This is a genomic window from Streptomyces sp. NBC_01808, assembly GCF_035917395.1.
Classification (GTDB): domain Bacteria; phylum Actinomycetota; class Actinomycetes; order Streptomycetales; family Streptomycetaceae; genus Streptomyces.
Genome location: NZ_CP109072.1, coordinates 5,050,158 through 5,063,709, shown reverse-complemented (window position 1 = coordinate 5,063,709; position 13,552 = coordinate 5,050,158). Strand labels below are relative to the sequence as shown.

Annotated in this window: 14 protein-coding genes and 1 pseudogene; 2 read left to right on the top strand and 13 right to left on the bottom strand. The window is 68.2% G+C overall.

Annotation, left to right across the window (positions count from 1 at the left end; translation table 11 throughout):
* Positions 1-25: 25 nt before the first annotated feature.
* From rpsS to OG946_RS22455, 7 genes are all read right to left on the bottom strand, one after another.
* Positions 26-307, bottom strand: coding sequence for a 30S ribosomal protein S19 (gene rpsS, locus OG946_RS22485; protein ID WP_326797832.1), 282 nt, complete (start codon positions 305-307; stop codon positions 26-28).
* A gap of 17 nt (positions 308-324) precedes the next feature.
* Positions 325-1,161, bottom strand: coding sequence for a 50S ribosomal protein L2 (rplB, locus tag OG946_RS22480; protein WP_326797831.1), 837 nt, complete (start codon positions 1,159-1,161; stop codon positions 325-327).
* Positions 1,162-1,204: 43 nt separating this feature from the next.
* Positions 1,205-1,573 carry a 50S ribosomal protein L23 gene (gene rplW / locus OG946_RS22475; RefSeq protein WP_018834846.1) on the bottom strand — a complete coding sequence of 123 codons (369 nt, stop codon included), beginning with the start codon at positions 1,571-1,573 and terminating at the stop codon, positions 1,205-1,207.
* Positions 1,573-2,265 carry a 50S ribosomal protein L4 gene (gene rplD / locus OG946_RS22470; protein ID WP_326797830.1) on the bottom strand — a complete coding sequence of 231 codons (693 nt, stop codon included), beginning with the start codon at positions 2,263-2,265 and terminating at the stop codon, positions 1,573-1,575. The genes rplW and rplD overlap by 1 nt, the downstream gene beginning before the upstream one ends.
* Before the next feature lie 4 nt (positions 2,266-2,269).
* Positions 2,270-2,914: a 50S ribosomal protein L3 gene (gene rplC / locus OG946_RS22465; RefSeq protein WP_181785222.1), complete on the bottom strand. Its 645-nt coding sequence runs from the start codon at positions 2,912-2,914 to the stop codon at positions 2,270-2,272.
* Positions 2,915-2,928: 14 nt separating this feature from the next.
* Positions 2,929-3,237 (bottom strand): 30S ribosomal protein S10, encoded by a 309-nt coding sequence (gene rpsJ, locus OG946_RS22460; protein ID WP_003948644.1) that lies wholly within the window; start codon positions 3,235-3,237, stop codon positions 2,929-2,931.
* A gap of 443 nt (positions 3,238-3,680) precedes the next feature.
* Positions 3,681-4,106, bottom strand: a complete 426-nt coding sequence (locus tag OG946_RS22455) for a hypothetical protein (RefSeq protein WP_326797829.1) — start codon at positions 4,104-4,106, stop codon at positions 3,681-3,683.
* 417 nt (positions 4,107-4,523) lie between these two features.
* Between OG946_RS22455 and OG946_RS22450 the strand changes: the two genes are divergently transcribed.
* Positions 4,524-5,171: a GAP family protein gene (locus OG946_RS22450; protein WP_326797828.1), complete on the top strand. Its 648-nt coding sequence runs from the start codon at positions 4,524-4,526 to the stop codon at positions 5,169-5,171.
* A 199-nt stretch (positions 5,172-5,370) separates the two neighbouring features.
* Here the strand turns inward: OG946_RS22450 and OG946_RS22445 are convergent, their stop codons facing one another.
* Positions 5,371-6,255 carry an NAD-dependent epimerase/dehydratase family protein gene (locus tag OG946_RS22445; RefSeq protein ID WP_326797827.1) on the bottom strand — a complete coding sequence of 295 codons (885 nt, stop codon included), beginning with the start codon at positions 6,253-6,255 and terminating at the stop codon, positions 5,371-5,373.
* Between OG946_RS22445 and OG946_RS22440 the strand changes: the two are divergent.
* Positions 6,248-6,619: pseudogene (locus OG946_RS22440) on the top strand (helix-turn-helix domain-containing protein); the annotation flags it as partial. The gene OG946_RS22445 and the pseudogene OG946_RS22440 overlap by 8 nt on opposite strands.
* A 54-nt stretch (positions 6,620-6,673) precedes the next feature.
* Here OG946_RS22440 and OG946_RS22435 read toward each other — a convergent pair.
* From OG946_RS22435 to fusA, 5 genes are all read right to left on the bottom strand, one after another.
* A complete protein-coding gene (locus OG946_RS22435) occupies positions 6,674-7,396 on the bottom strand; it encodes an endonuclease V (RefSeq protein ID WP_326797826.1) in 723 nt (240 codons plus the stop codon).
* A 624-nt stretch (positions 7,397-8,020) separates the two neighbouring features.
* Complete coding sequence (locus OG946_RS22430) at positions 8,021-9,106, bottom strand: hypothetical protein (RefSeq protein ID WP_442814445.1); 1,086 nt, start codon at positions 9,104-9,106, stop codon at positions 8,021-8,023.
* Entirely contained in the window at positions 9,094-9,750 is a 657-nt protein-coding gene (locus tag OG946_RS22425) for a hypothetical protein (RefSeq protein WP_326797824.1), read from the bottom strand. Before OG946_RS22425 ends, OG946_RS22430 begins: the two co-directional genes overlap by 13 nt.
* Positions 9,751-10,006: 256 nt before the next feature.
* Complete coding sequence (tuf, locus tag OG946_RS22420) at positions 10,007-11,200, bottom strand: elongation factor Tu (protein ID WP_018834867.1); 1,194 nt, start codon at positions 11,198-11,200, stop codon at positions 10,007-10,009.
* 198 nt (positions 11,201-11,398) lie between these two features.
* A complete protein-coding gene (gene fusA / locus OG946_RS22415) occupies positions 11,399-13,519 on the bottom strand; it encodes an elongation factor G (protein ID WP_326797823.1) in 2,121 nt (706 codons plus the stop codon).
* Positions 13,520-13,552: the final 33 nt, after the last annotated feature.

Here is a 13,552-nt window from a genome sequence, read left to right as displayed (position 1 = left end):
AGTCATGGTCTTCGCACTCCGCCGGTCAGCGACGACGCGACTTGCGGTCGTCCTTGACGTGGCCCTTGAAGGTGCGGGTCGGCGCGAACTCGCCGAGCTTGTGCCCGACCATCGACTCGGTGATGAACACCGGGACGTGCTTACGGCCGTCGTGCACCGCGATCGTGTGGTTCAGCATTCCCGGGACGACCATCGAGCGGCGGGACCAGCTCTTCATGACTTGATGGGTGCCTGCTTCGTTCTGCGCGCGCACCTTCTTCATGAGGTGGTCGTCGACGAAGGGCCCTTTTTTCAGACTGCGCGGCATCTCTACTCCACCCGCTCCTAGCGCTTCTTGTTCGTCTTGCGGCGGCGGACGATGTACTTGCTGCTCGCCTTCTTCGGCGAGCGCGTACGGCCTTCCTTCTGGCCCCAGGGCGAGACCGGGTGGCGACCACCGGAGGTCCTGCCCTCGCCACCGCCGTGCGGGTGGTCGATCGGGTTCATCACGACACCGCGGACGGTCGGGCGCACGCCCTTCCAGCGCATGCGGCCGGCCTTGCCCCAGTTGATGTTCGACTGCTCGGCGTTGCCGACCTCGCCGATGGTGGCGCGGCAGCGGATGTCGACCAGCCGGATCTCGCCGGACGGCATCCGCAGGTGGGCCATACGGCCCTCCTTCGCCAGCAACTGCACGTGCGCACCGGCGGAGCGGGCGAACTTCGCGCCGCCGCCGGGCTTCAGCTCGATGGCGTGGATGACGGTACCGACCGGGATGTTACGCAGCGACATCGCGTTGCCCGGCTTGATGTCCGCGCCGGCGCCGTTCTCGATCCGGTCGCCCTGCTTCAGGCCGGCCGGCGCGAGGATGTAGCGCTTCTCGCCGTCGGCGTAGTGCAGCAGCGCGATGCGCGCGGTGCGGTTCGGGTCGTACTCGATGTGCGCGACCCGGGCGGGGACGCCGTCCTTGTCGTGCCGACGGAAGTCGATCACGCGGAAGGCGCGCTTGTGGCCACCGCCCTGGTGGCGGACGGTCACACGACCGGAATTGTTTCGGCCGCCCTTGCTGTGCAGCGGGCGGACCAGCGACTTCTCCGGCGTGGACCGCGTTACCTCGACGAAGTCGGCGACGCTGGCGCCACGACGGCCAGGAGTCGTCGGCTTGTACTTGCGGATACCCATTTCTTCAGTCCTCGTCCGTTACGGACAGCCCTGTCGGTCCCCGTCAGGAGACCGGGCCGCCGAAGATGTCGATGCGCTCGCCCTCGGCGACGGTCACGATGGCGCGCTTGGTGTCGGCGCGCTTGCCGTAGCCGGTGCGGGTGCGCTTGCGCTTGCCCTGGCGGTTGATCGTGTTGACCCCGATGACCTTGACCTGGAAGACCTTCTCCACGGCCTGCCGGATCTGCGTCTTGTTGGCCCGCGGGTCCACGATGAACGTGTACTTGTTCTCGTCGAGCAGCGCGTAGCTCTTCTCCGAGACGACGGGCTTGAGCAGCACGTCACGCGGGTCGTCGTAGGTCTTGCTGGTGACGGTGAACCCGGTCGCCGTCTCGTCCGCGGCCTCGGCCTCGGTCTTGTCCATGTCGACCATCAGGCGTCGCTCCCTTCAGCCTTCTGGAGCTCGACCTCGTCGACAGGAGACTGGCTCTTGCCGCCGCCCTTGACGGGGCCGGCCACGAACCGCTCGAAGGCGGCCTGCGTGAAGACCACGTCGTCGGAGACGAGCACGTCGTACGTGTTGAGCTGACCGGCGTCCAGGATGTGCACGTCGGGCAGGTTCCGGGCGGACAGCAGCGACAGGTCGTCGTCCCGCTCGATGACCAGCAGCACGTTCTTGCGCTCGCTGACCTTGCCGAGGAGGGTCTTGGCGGCCTTCGTCGAGACCTCGCCGTCGACCACGCCGGTGACGACGTGGATGCGGCCGAGGCGCGCCCGGTCGGAGAGGGCGCCGCGCAGCGCGGCGGCCTTCATCTTCTTCGGGGTCCGCTGCGAGTAGTCGCGCGGCACTGGGCCGTGCACGACGCCTCCGCCCGCGAACTGCGGGGCGCGGATCGAGCCCTGCCGGGCACGCCCGGTGCCCTTCTGGCGGTACGGCTTCTTGCCGCCGCCGCGGACCTCGCCGCGGGTCTTCACTTTGTGCGTGCCCTGACGGGCAGCGGCCAGCTGGGCGGTGACGACCTGGTGGATCAGCGGAATGCTGACCTGCGCGTCGAAGATCTCCGCGGGGAGTTCGACGGTCCCGGCCTTCTCGCCCGCCGGCGAAAGGATGTCAACGGTGCTCATTACCTCAGGCCCCCTTGGCCGCACTACGGACCAGGACGAGGCCGCCGTTCGGACCGGGGACGGCGCCCTTGATGAGCAGCAGCCCCTTCTCCGCGTCAACGGCGTGGACGGTCAGGTTCTGGGTGGTGACCCGCTGGTTGCCCATCCGGCCGGCCATCCGCATGCCCTTGAACACACGGCCCGGGGTGGCGCAGCCACCGATGGAGCCCGGCTTGCGGTGCACGCGGTGGGCGCCGTGGCTGGCCTTGCCGCCGGCGAAGCCGTGGCGCTTCATGACACCGGCGAAGCCCTTGCCCTTGCTCTTGCCGGTCACGTCGACCCTTACGCCGGCCTCGAAGGTCTCGGCGGTCACCTCCTGGCCGAGGGTGTACTCGGAGGCATCCGCGGTGCGGATCTCCACCAGGTGGCGGCGGGGAGTGACGTCGGCCTTGGCGAAGTGGCCCTTGAGGGGCTTGTTCACCTTGCGCGGGTCGATCTCGCCGAAGGCGATCTGGACGGCGTCGTAGCCGTCGGAGTCTGCGGTGTGGACCTGGGTGACGACACACGGGCCGGCCTTGACCACGGTCACGGGGACGACACGGTTGTTCTCGTCCCAGACCTGGGTCATGCCGAGCTTCTCGCCCAGGACACCCTTGATCTGCTTAGCCATCTCTTCGCGACCTCTCAGAGCTTGATCTCGATGTCGACGCCGGCCGGAAGGTCCAGGCGCATCAGCGAGTCAACGGTCTTGGGGGTCGGGTCGAGGATGTCGATCAGACGCTTGTGGGTGCGCATCTCGAAGTGCTCGCGCGAGTCCTTGTACTTGTGCGGCGACTTGATGACGCAGTACACGTTCTTCTCAGTGGGCAGCGGCACCGGGCCCGCGACCGACGCACCAGTGCGGGTCACCGTCTCGACGATCTTCTTCGCCGAGGAGTCGATGACCTCGTGGTCGTAGGCCTTGAGCCGGATGCGGATCTTCTGTCCCGCCATGGCTTCTCAGCAGTCCTGTTCTCGTAGCGCTCCGGCGCCCGGCGGTCTCGCTGCGTACCCGTTCCCCGACCCACGCGGTCGGGCGTGTCGCAACCCTCCCCGCAGTTCTCCCGCGAAAGCATTTCTCCTACGGACGTCCACGGAGGTCCGTGATCCGCAGGAGTTTTCCTTGCAGGAAGAGGGGGGAAGATCCCACCGAGTGCCCTGGCCTGCACCCCGCTGACGCTTCCCGGAAGATTCCCGTACTTCCGCCCCTGATGAGGGGCGACGAATACGTGGGACTCGCTTCCGGTCCTCCCGGCGGGAGGCGCGCAGCATCGACGCTCAGCCGAGCAACCCGGATAGTGTGCCATACGGCGCTCGGCTCGCGCCAATCGGCCCAAATACCACACGGCCCCGACGGCCGCCCCGGGACCGGGGGCCGTACCGGCGCTCGGGTGCTCCTACGGCCCGGCCGGGCCCCGGCCGCGTACCGGCGCGTGGTAGCACTCGACTTCCCAGTATGCGTCCTGCGGGGAGCGCCCGCGGGGCAGGATGCGGATGCCGGAGGCGAAGGTCACGTTCCGGTCGGCGGACAGGGCGAGGAGCACCGAGAGGTGCCGGTGGGTGAACTCGGTCTCCTCCTGGTAGTCCCAGTCGGAGACGACGCCGTGGGAGTCGCCGTGCAGGAAGGGGCGCTGGAGGAAGTCCTGTACGGCGGGGGGAAAGTTCCCGAGGACGGCGGTGGTCTCGGCGTCGAGCCCGAGGTCGACGGTGGGGAGGGGGCTGGCGCCGCGGGGCGGCACCGGGGGCGTACGGGTGCCGGCCGGGGGCGTACGGGTGTCGAAGGACTGGCGGCGCAGGGCGCGGGGCACGGGCGGACCGAGCACGCGGGACATCCATATCGCGGCCGAGGGCCGACCCTACCTCCTGAATTCACCGAACGCGGCGGCATGGTCTGGACGTTCAGCGACTTCGACAAGCCATTCCGGGCGAAGACCCCCGCGGAGCCGATCGACGAGGAAGACGTGGCAGGCCGGATCGCCGACCTTGCCCCCCTGACGCCGGCAAAGCGCCCCTCCCGTACGACTCCGCCCCGGGGACGAGAAGGCTCCCGTCCCTCACGCGCGGAGCCGCCCCCGCCTCACCCAGCGGAATCCGCAGCCCGGACGCGGACGGGTGGCAGCGAGCGAAAGGTGCATGGCGACCTGCAGAAAATGACATCAATATCGGATGCAATCGAGTCGGCCCGGGTGGAGCCGTCGCCGGTGGTAGGTTCTCGGCGAGATTTTCGTGCCCCCGAGGAGATGGCGATTGCCGTGAGCTTCAGCGAAATTCTTCCACTGTCTTTCGTGATGATCGCGGGACCACAGATCGTCACCTCGTTCTTCCTGGCGACGAGCGGCCGCTGGGCCGCGAATTCCCTTTCTTATGTCCTCGGCGCGGCGATCTCCGTCACCACGACGGTCACGGTCGCCTACTTCGTCGCCAAAGGCGTCAACAACTCGGGCAGCGGGCACAAGGCGGCCTTCGACCGCGGCATCGACGGGATCGTGCTCGTGCTGATGCTGTTCCTGATCGTGCGCGTATACCTCACCCGCGGAAAGTCCCAGCCGCCGAAGTGGATGGGCAAGCTGCAGACGGCAGAGCCGAAGTTCGCCCTTCTGATGGGCCTCGCGCTCATGGGCGTCTTCCCGACGGACATCGCCAGCTCGATCGCGGCCGGTTTCCATGTCGAACGCAGCGGCGACCCCTGGTGGCAGTGCCTTCCCTTCGTGGCGCTGACCCTGCTGCTCCTGGCGACGCCCGCGCTGTGCGTCGTGTTCCTCGGGCGACGGGCCGACGTCCTCCTGCCGAAGATCCGCGACTGGATGAACTCCCACTCCTGGGTGATCAGCGAGATCGTCCTCGTGTTCTTCGCCGCGATCGCGATCAACGGCCTCATCAAGGGCTAACCGGGCGGCGGACGGTCTCGACTCCGCCGCCGTAGAGCGCGGAACGACCGCCGCGGCGTGGGCCTCGGCCTCGGCGGCACCTCCTCCCAGCCGGCCGACAGGTCAGGGGGAACCGGAACGAACGCCCGGAACTCCCCCACCGGCACCACCGCATCGGCGCCTGCGGCAGTCCTCCACCGGCCGCGATCCGCGCGTTCCGCTACATCACCTCCCCCAGCACGTCGTCCACCGCCGTGGCGGTCACGCCGAGGACCTTTTCGGTCTCGGAGTAGTCGACGACGAATGGGTGGCCGGGCTTCACGAGCACCTCGTGCATTTCCGCCCAGAAGGGCTCCGTGAGCGCGAGCAATGAGATTTCCCGTTCCGTCATCTCCGCCAGCCGGGGTTCCGGGGCGCTGGCAAGCGCCGCCAGCCGCGTGGCCAGTTCCCGCACGGACAGGGTCGAGGCCGGCGCGTGCCAGGCGCGCCCGTACGCGCTCTCCTCGCGGCTTGCCGCGACCAGCGTGCGGGCGGTGTCGCCGATCGCCGAGTAGCTGTGCGGCACGTCGAGCGGCTGCGGTACCAGTACCGGCGTGCCTCCCAGGACCTGCCCCTGCACCATGAGACTGAACACCGAGTACGCCCCGGCGCCGTAGAACTGCCCCGCCCGCACCTCCGTCACCCGCACCCCCGAGGCCGCCGCCTCCGCCGCGGCCTCCTCCCAGACCCGGGCCCTGGCGCGGCCCTTGGGGCCGGTCGCGGCCAGCGGGAGGTCCGGCGTGATCGGGCCGACGACCGGCCCGTACGCGTAGAGGTTGCCGAGCATGACGTACGCCGCCCCCGTCCGTCGCACCGCGCCGAGCAGCGACGCCGAGAGGGCCGGGAACTGCTCCGGCCAGAGGTGGTAGGGCGGGGCGGCGGTGGTGAACAGCGTGTCCGCGCCCTCTGCCAGCCCGGTGAGGCGGTCGGTGTCGGTCGCGTCCGCGGCGATCCTCTCGACGAGCGGGTGGTCGGGACCGCCGCCGGTCCGGCTGATCATCCGTACCCGCTCGCCGTCCTCGGCCAGCAGCAGCACGGTCTTCGAGGCCGTCGCTCCCCAGTTCATCGAGACACCGCTGCCACCGGAACGCGGCACTTCGCTCGCCCCCACGCGCGCGTGGGCCCTCGAACGCCTCGATCTCCCGCTCACGCTCGCGGACCTGGCCCGCCACGCCGGGACCAGCGTGCGGACCCTGACCCGCCACTTCCGCGCGGAGACGGGGCTGAGCCCGCTGCAGTGGCTGCTCCAGCGACGTATCCACCGGGCGCGGGAGTTGCTGGAGACGACCGGGCTGCCGATGGACCTGGTGGCGGAGAAGAGCGGCCTGGGCAGCGCGGACTCGCTGCGCAAGCACATGGCCGCGCAGGTCGGGGTCACACCCACGGCGTACCGCGCAAGCTTCAACCAGGCCCGCACGGGCGCCCGCTGAGGCCGCCCGCCGTGCGGGGGGAGGCGGGGCCGAGGGCGGGGCGGAGGGCTGCGGTCAGGAGCCGGCTGCGCCTCGGAGGGGCTGCTGCTCGCCGGGGCCCGCGGCCGGCAGCGCCTGGCGGCAGAGCCTGTCCGCGGCCCGCGTCGTCTCGGGAAGCCGATAACGCCTCGCCAGACTGAGCGTGAGCGCACAGGCGTCGTCCACGCCGATCAGATGGCCGGCAGACACGTACACGGGTTTCACCCCGGCCTGTGTACGAAGCGCGCGCCCCACCGCCTCCGTACCGTCCAGAAGCGGGGTCGACGAACCCCGCTCGGCTCCCGGCACATCGCACCGGAAATACAGCGGATTCTTCGCCACGCCGAACGACGGAATCCCCGTCAGCGCCCCCAGGTGACTCGCCAGACCTACGCGACGGGGATGAGCGATGCCGTAACCGTCGCACACGAACACATCAGGCGGATCATCGAGTTTGCGCAGTGCCGCGGCAACCGCGGGAATCTCCCGAAAGGCCAGCAGACCGGAGACATACGGGAACTCGATCCGCGAAACAGCGGTCACGGATTCCAGAACGTCCAGACTCGCCACATCCAGCACGACGACCGCCGCCGCACACGCCCCCGAATCGTCGTCGTACGCCACGTCGACCCCGGCCGCCGTGCGCCACTGCGCTACGTCGTGCGCCGGCTCGACCCGTACCAGCCCTCGCAACCGCTCCTGCTCCGCCACCGCCTCCTCGACGGTCCGAGGATGGCGAAGCCCGCCGGCCAGTTCCACTCACACCCCTCCGCGGTTCTCCGGCGGTCGCGCGGTCACCGGCCGGAGTCGCACCTGCCGGGCCTGGTCCTCAAGGACGTGGACGACCACCCCGAACGGGCCACGGTACTCGCCCTTCCCTGGGCGGAGGCCACACCCGAACCGCCCCCGCGGCACCTCGGCCGCCCCACCCGACCCGGCACCGTACACCGCGCCGCTTCCCGCGACCGCCCCCGCCGCCCCCCGCACCGCCCGTTCGACCTCCCACCTGCCCGTGCCGGGCAGGTCGCCGCGGGAAGAGAAGCCAGCGCCCCCGCCTCGTCCCGCAGATCCTGCCGCTCGGCCCCGGCGCCGGCGACGCGGGTGGCGCGGGTGGCAGACGGCTCGGCCGCGGATGCGGGGAATGGCAATACGGCCAAGATACCCACCACGAACAACGCGGCCAGAATCTCTCGCAAACACCTCACGGCTGGCACGGTGCCATCAACTCCCGGGTAGAGCGACGATGCGCAAGGAGACTCGACGTTATAGGAGCCCCAACGGCACGCACCACCCCACAATCGAGGCCGTTGACAATGGCCCCGGGGTGGAATTCCATTCGGCACGTCGAATTCGGCTATGTGCCCGAACGAGCAGGTGCGAACGTCAGCGGACGATGGACTGGATCTCGTCGACTTCCACCTCGGTGGTCGTGCCGAAGGAGCCGTCAGGGAGGCGGCCGCCCGTGTTGCCCGAGCCCTGCCATTCGATGGACCACGTGATCGTCGCCCGGAGCGGGTAGGTCTCGCCGTCCGGCGTGGCACGCAGGTACGTGAGCCCGCACGGCGGGGTCTCCTCCGCCGACCCGGCGGTGAAAGGGGTGCCGATGGAGCCGTCGTCGTTGATGGGGCAGGCGCCCGAGGAGGGGTGCAACTCGGCGTCGCCGGTGCCGGGGTCGAGGGTGAGGGACACCGGGGTGGCGGTGGTTCTGGCCCATATCCCGAGCACCGGCACCCGGGCGGTGACCGAGACGGGTTCGAAGGTGGCGGCGTCCAGCCAGGCCCAGGTGGGGAGGTTCACCTTCTGCGCGTTCTCGGCGTCGGGCTTGAGGTTGATCTCCGTATCCGGCACCCGGATACGGTTGTAGGCGATCTCGGAGAGGATCTGCGGCGTCACGGCGTCCTGGTACTCCGCCGGCGGCGGATCGCCCTTGTCCAGCCAGAACGGCCCGTCGTCACAGTCCAACGCACCCGGGACACCCGCGCCGCCGTCCGGCACGTAGCCGTCCCACCAGTAGCCGTCGTCGGACTTCGCCATGTTGAAGTCCTCGTAGGTGCCGGGCTTTGCGCCGCCCTCGGAGTACTTCGCGCGCTGCTCGGCGTCCCACTGGTAGCCGGTGGACTCCAGGGACCAGGTGTGCTCCATCTCTTTCCTCAGTTGCTTGGGCGTATAGAGCGGCGCGTACCAACAAGGCGGCGGCGCCCAGTCCCCCACGGGCTCCAACGCCCCAGCGCCCCCGGAGCCGTCCCCGCCCCCGCCCCCGTTCTCAGAGTCATCGAACACCACCCCACCGGCCTCAGCGTTGAGGTTCTGCCCTTCGGCACCGCCATCGACCCCGGGCGGTGGCGCGTCAGAGCCACCATCAGAGCCTCCATCACCAGGGGTGATGTCGGCTTGGGCGGAAGGTGCAGCAAGCGCGAACAGAAATAAGCTTGCCAGCATCCCCCTCATGGCGGTCTTCACGGTTGGCACTCGTCCGCACCCCTTTCCGAGAAGATGCTGGTGGTCTGCCAGACTCCCTGATCGTTCTTTTGCAGTTTGGTGTTGTAAACGAGGTAGCTGTCCTTCGTGATCGGCGTGACGTTCACCTTCCCCGTCTCAAGGCTCTTGCTGTAGCCCTTACTCTCGTCAGCGCAGAAAGTGACCGTGGCGGTGCTGTCGTCGTTTATCGTCACTTGCCGGTCGAGGTAGCGGACAGCTCCGGTCACCGTGAGCTTCTCTTCCTTGAACTGCTCGACCCACTCGGCCGACTCGGCCAGCGCCTCATCGGTGTTGTAGTAGTTGAGCGCCTCATACTTCGGGTCCAAGCTGGCGATGGCGGACTGGATAGCCTTCATACGCTCGGCGTTGTCACGCAGCACTGCATCCTTGACGGGGTCGCCCGTCTCCTCCGGACTGAAGGTGATCTTGAGGTCCTTCGGCAGCTTGATCTCCGGTCTGCCCGCCGCCTCCTCCTCCGCGCTCGGTGACGGGGACTTCTCCGGCTTGTCCGCGCCCTGGATCTTGTCGTCCGGCTTGGTGTCGCCGTCCTCCCCGTCGCTGCCGCAGGCGGTCAGCAGGAGGCTCAGGGCGGCGGTGGCCGCCAGGGCGGCAGCGGAAAGGGCGCGGGGGGACACGATCAACTCCCGGTCACGGTGACGATACGTTAGGAAGCCGACGCTATAGGAGTCCCGGCTGCGTTCACCACCCCCGCTTTCGGGGCTGTGGATAACTCCGCCCGTTGACGCATTTCGCACCGCTCTCATCAGGCAATTGGAATTCCATTACCTCTCCCCCAAAGGCAACTTGCCTGAACAGGCACACCCCCACCCACGCCAAAGGCCCCGGTCCGCCGTAAGGCGGGCCGGGGCCCCGGGTGCGTGTACCGTCAGGTCACTTGAGGATCTTCGTGACCTGGCCGGCGCCCACCGTCCGGCCACCCTCGCGGATGGCGAACTTCAGGCCCTCCTCCATGGCGATGGGCTGGATCAGCTCCACCTTCATGTCGGTGTTGTCGCCCGGCATGACCATCTCCGTGCCCTCGGGGAGGTGCACGACGCCGGTCACGTCGGTGGTGCGGAAGTAGAACTGCGGGCGGTAGTTGTTGAAGAACGGGGTGTGCCGACCACCCTCGTCCTTCGACAGGATGTACGCCGTCGCCTCGAACTCGGTGTGCGGGGTGACGGTGCCCGGCTTGATGATGACCTGGCCGCGCTCGACGTCCTCGCGCTTGATGCCGCGGAGGAGGAGACCGACGTTCTCACCGGCCTGGCCCTCGTCCAGCAGCTTGCGGAACATCTCGATGCCCGTGACCGTGGTCTTGGTCGTCTCTTCCTTGATGCCGATGATCGCGACTTCCTCGTTCACCTTGAGGATGCCGCGCTCGATGCGGCCGGTGACGACAGTGCCACGACCGGTGATCGTGAAAACGTCCTCGATCGGCATCAGGAACGGCTTGTCGATCTCGCGGACCGGCTCCGGGATGGACTCGTCGACGGCCTTCATCAGGTCGAGGACGGTCTTGCCCCACTCGGCGTCGCCCTCCAGCGCCTTCAGCGCGGAGACCTTGACGACCGGGACGTCGTCGCCCGGGAACTCGTACTCGGAGAGAAGCTCACGGACCTCGAGCTCGACGAGCTCCATGATCTCCTCGTCGTCCACCATGTCGGCCTTGTTCAGCGCGACGACGATGTACGGCACGCCGACCTGGCGGGCGAGCAGCACGTGCTCCTTGGTCTGCGGCATCGGACCATCGGTAGCGGCGACCACGAGGATCGCGCCGTCCATCTGGGCGGCACCGGTGATCATGTTCTTGATGTAGTCCGCGTGACCGGGGCAGTCGACGTGCGCGTAGTGCCGCGACTCGGTCTGGTATTCGACGTGCGCGATGGAGATCGTGATACCGCGCTGCTTCTCTTCCGGAGCCTTGTCGATCTGGTCGAAGGCCGAGGCCTCGTTCAGGTCCGGGTAAGCGTCGTGCAGCACCTTGGTGATCGCCGCGGTAAGAGTGGTCTTGCCGTGGTCGATGTGACCGATGGTGCCGATGTTGACGTGCGGCTTAGTCCGCTCGAACTTCGCCTTCGCCACTGGGGTCCTCCTGTGGACTGGTGCTGTACGCCCCCCGCCTTCTACGGAGGGGTTCAGGTGGTCGTTCCGAACCGGTCAGGACCCCTAGGGGGATGCCCTTGACCAGTCCGCCTGTGGTCGGCGGCCGGGGCACCCGCCGCAGCTCCCGGAGGATCTGCGGCGGTATGACCCGTATGCCGTTTGCTACAGCCTACGGCTTCACTCGCCCTTGGCCTTCGCGATGATCTCCTCGGCGACGTTCTTGGGAACCTCGGCGTAGGAGTCGAACTGCATGGAGTAGCTCGCCCGGCCGGACGTCTTGCTGCGCAAGTCGCCGACGTAGCCGAACATCTCCGACAGCGGGACCAGACCGGTGACCAGCTTGGCACCACTCCGGTCCTCCATGGACTGGATCTGTCCACGGCGCGAGTTGATGTCGCCGATCACGTCGCCCATGTAGTCCTCGGGCGTCGTGACCTCGACCTTCATCATCGGCTCCAGCAGGACCGGAGCGGCCTTGCGGGCGGCCTCCTTGAAGGCCATCGAGCCGGCGATCTTGAAGGCCATCTCGGACGAGTCCACCTCGTGGTAGGCACCGTCCAGCAGGCGCACACGCACGCCCGTCAGCGGGTATCCGGCGAGGATGCCGAATTCCATGGCCTCCTGGCTGCCCGCGTCCACCGAGGGGATGTACTCCTTGGGGATGCGGCCGCCGGTGACCTCGTTGACGAACTCGTAGCCGTCGCCCTCCAACGGTTCGAGCGCGATGATGACGCGCGCGAACTGGCCGGAGCCGCCGGTCTGCTTCTTGTGCGTGTACTCGTGCTTCGCCACCGGCCGGCGCACCGTCTCGCGGTACGCCACCTGCGGCTTACCGACGTTCGCCTCGACCTTGAACTCGCGCTTCATGCGGTCGACCAGCACGTCCAAGTGCAGCTCGCCCATGCCCGAGATGATGGTCTGGCCGGTCTCCTCGTCCGTCTTGACCCGGAACGATGGGTCTTCCTCGGCGAGGCGCTGGATCGCGACACCCAGCTTCTCCTGGTCGCCCTTGGACTTCGGCTCGATGGCGACCTCGATCACCGGGGCCGGGAAGTCCATGGACTCCAGGATGACCGGATTCGCCGGGTCGCTCAGGGTCTCGCCGGTGGTGGTCTGCTTCAGACCCATGACGGCGACGATGTCGCCGGCACCCACCGAGTCGATCTCTTCGCGCTTGTTGGCGTGCATCCGGTAGATCTTGCCGATGCGCTCCTTGCGGCCCTTGACCGAGTTCTGCACCTGCGAGCCGGAGTTCAGCCGGCCCGAGTAGACCCGGATGAAGGTCAGCTTGCCCAGGTGCGGGTCGCTGGCGATCTTGAAGGCGAGCGCGGAGAGCGGCTCCTCCTCCGAGGGCCGGCGGACGATGACCTCGTCGGGGTCGCCCACGGCGTGGCCCTCGATGGCCTCGACGTCCAGCGGCGACGGCAGGTACCGCACGATCGCGTCCAGCAGGGGCTGTACGCCCTTGTTCTTGAACGCGGTGCCGCAGAACACCGGGGTGACGGTGGTGCCCTCGCCCTTGCCGGAGTTGATGGTGATACGGCGCACGGCCGCGTGGAGCTGCACCTCGGTGGGCTCCTCGCCCTCCAGGTACAGCTCCATCATCTCCTCGTCGTTCTCGGCGACGGCTTCGAGCAGCTTGCCCCGCCACTCGTCGGCCGCCTCCAGGTGCGTCTCCGGGATGTCGACGACGTCGTACGCCTCGCCGAGCTTGGCCTCGGGCGACCAGACGAACGCCTTCATCCGGACCAGGTCGACGACGCCCTTGAAGTCGGCCTCGGTACCGATCGGGAGCTGCATCACCAGCGGGGTCGCGCCCAGCCGGTCGGTGATCATGTCGACACAGCGGTGGAACTCGGCGCCCGTGCGGTCCAGCTTGTTGACGAAGCAGATACGCGGGACGCCGTACCGGTCGGCCTGGCGCCACACGGTCTCGGACTGCGGCTCGACACCGGCCACACCGTCGAACACCGTCACCGCACCGTCGAGCACGCGCAGCGAGCGCTCCACCTCGACGGTGAAGTCGACGTGGCCCGGGGTGTCGATGATGTTGATGGTGTGGTCGACGTCGTCGAGCGGCCAGTGGCAGGTCGTCGCGGCGGACGTGATCGTGATGCCGCGCTCCTGCTCCTGCGCCATCCAGTCCATCGTGGCTGCGCCGTCGTGGACCTCACCGATCTTGTACGAGACACCGGTGTAGTACAGGATCCGCTCGGTGGTCGTCGTCTTGCCCGCGTCGATGTGCGCCATGATCCCGATGTTGCGGACCTTGGCCAGGTCAAGTGAAGTGGTGGCCATGTTGGCTCAGTCTTCTCTCTCGTAATACGGGGT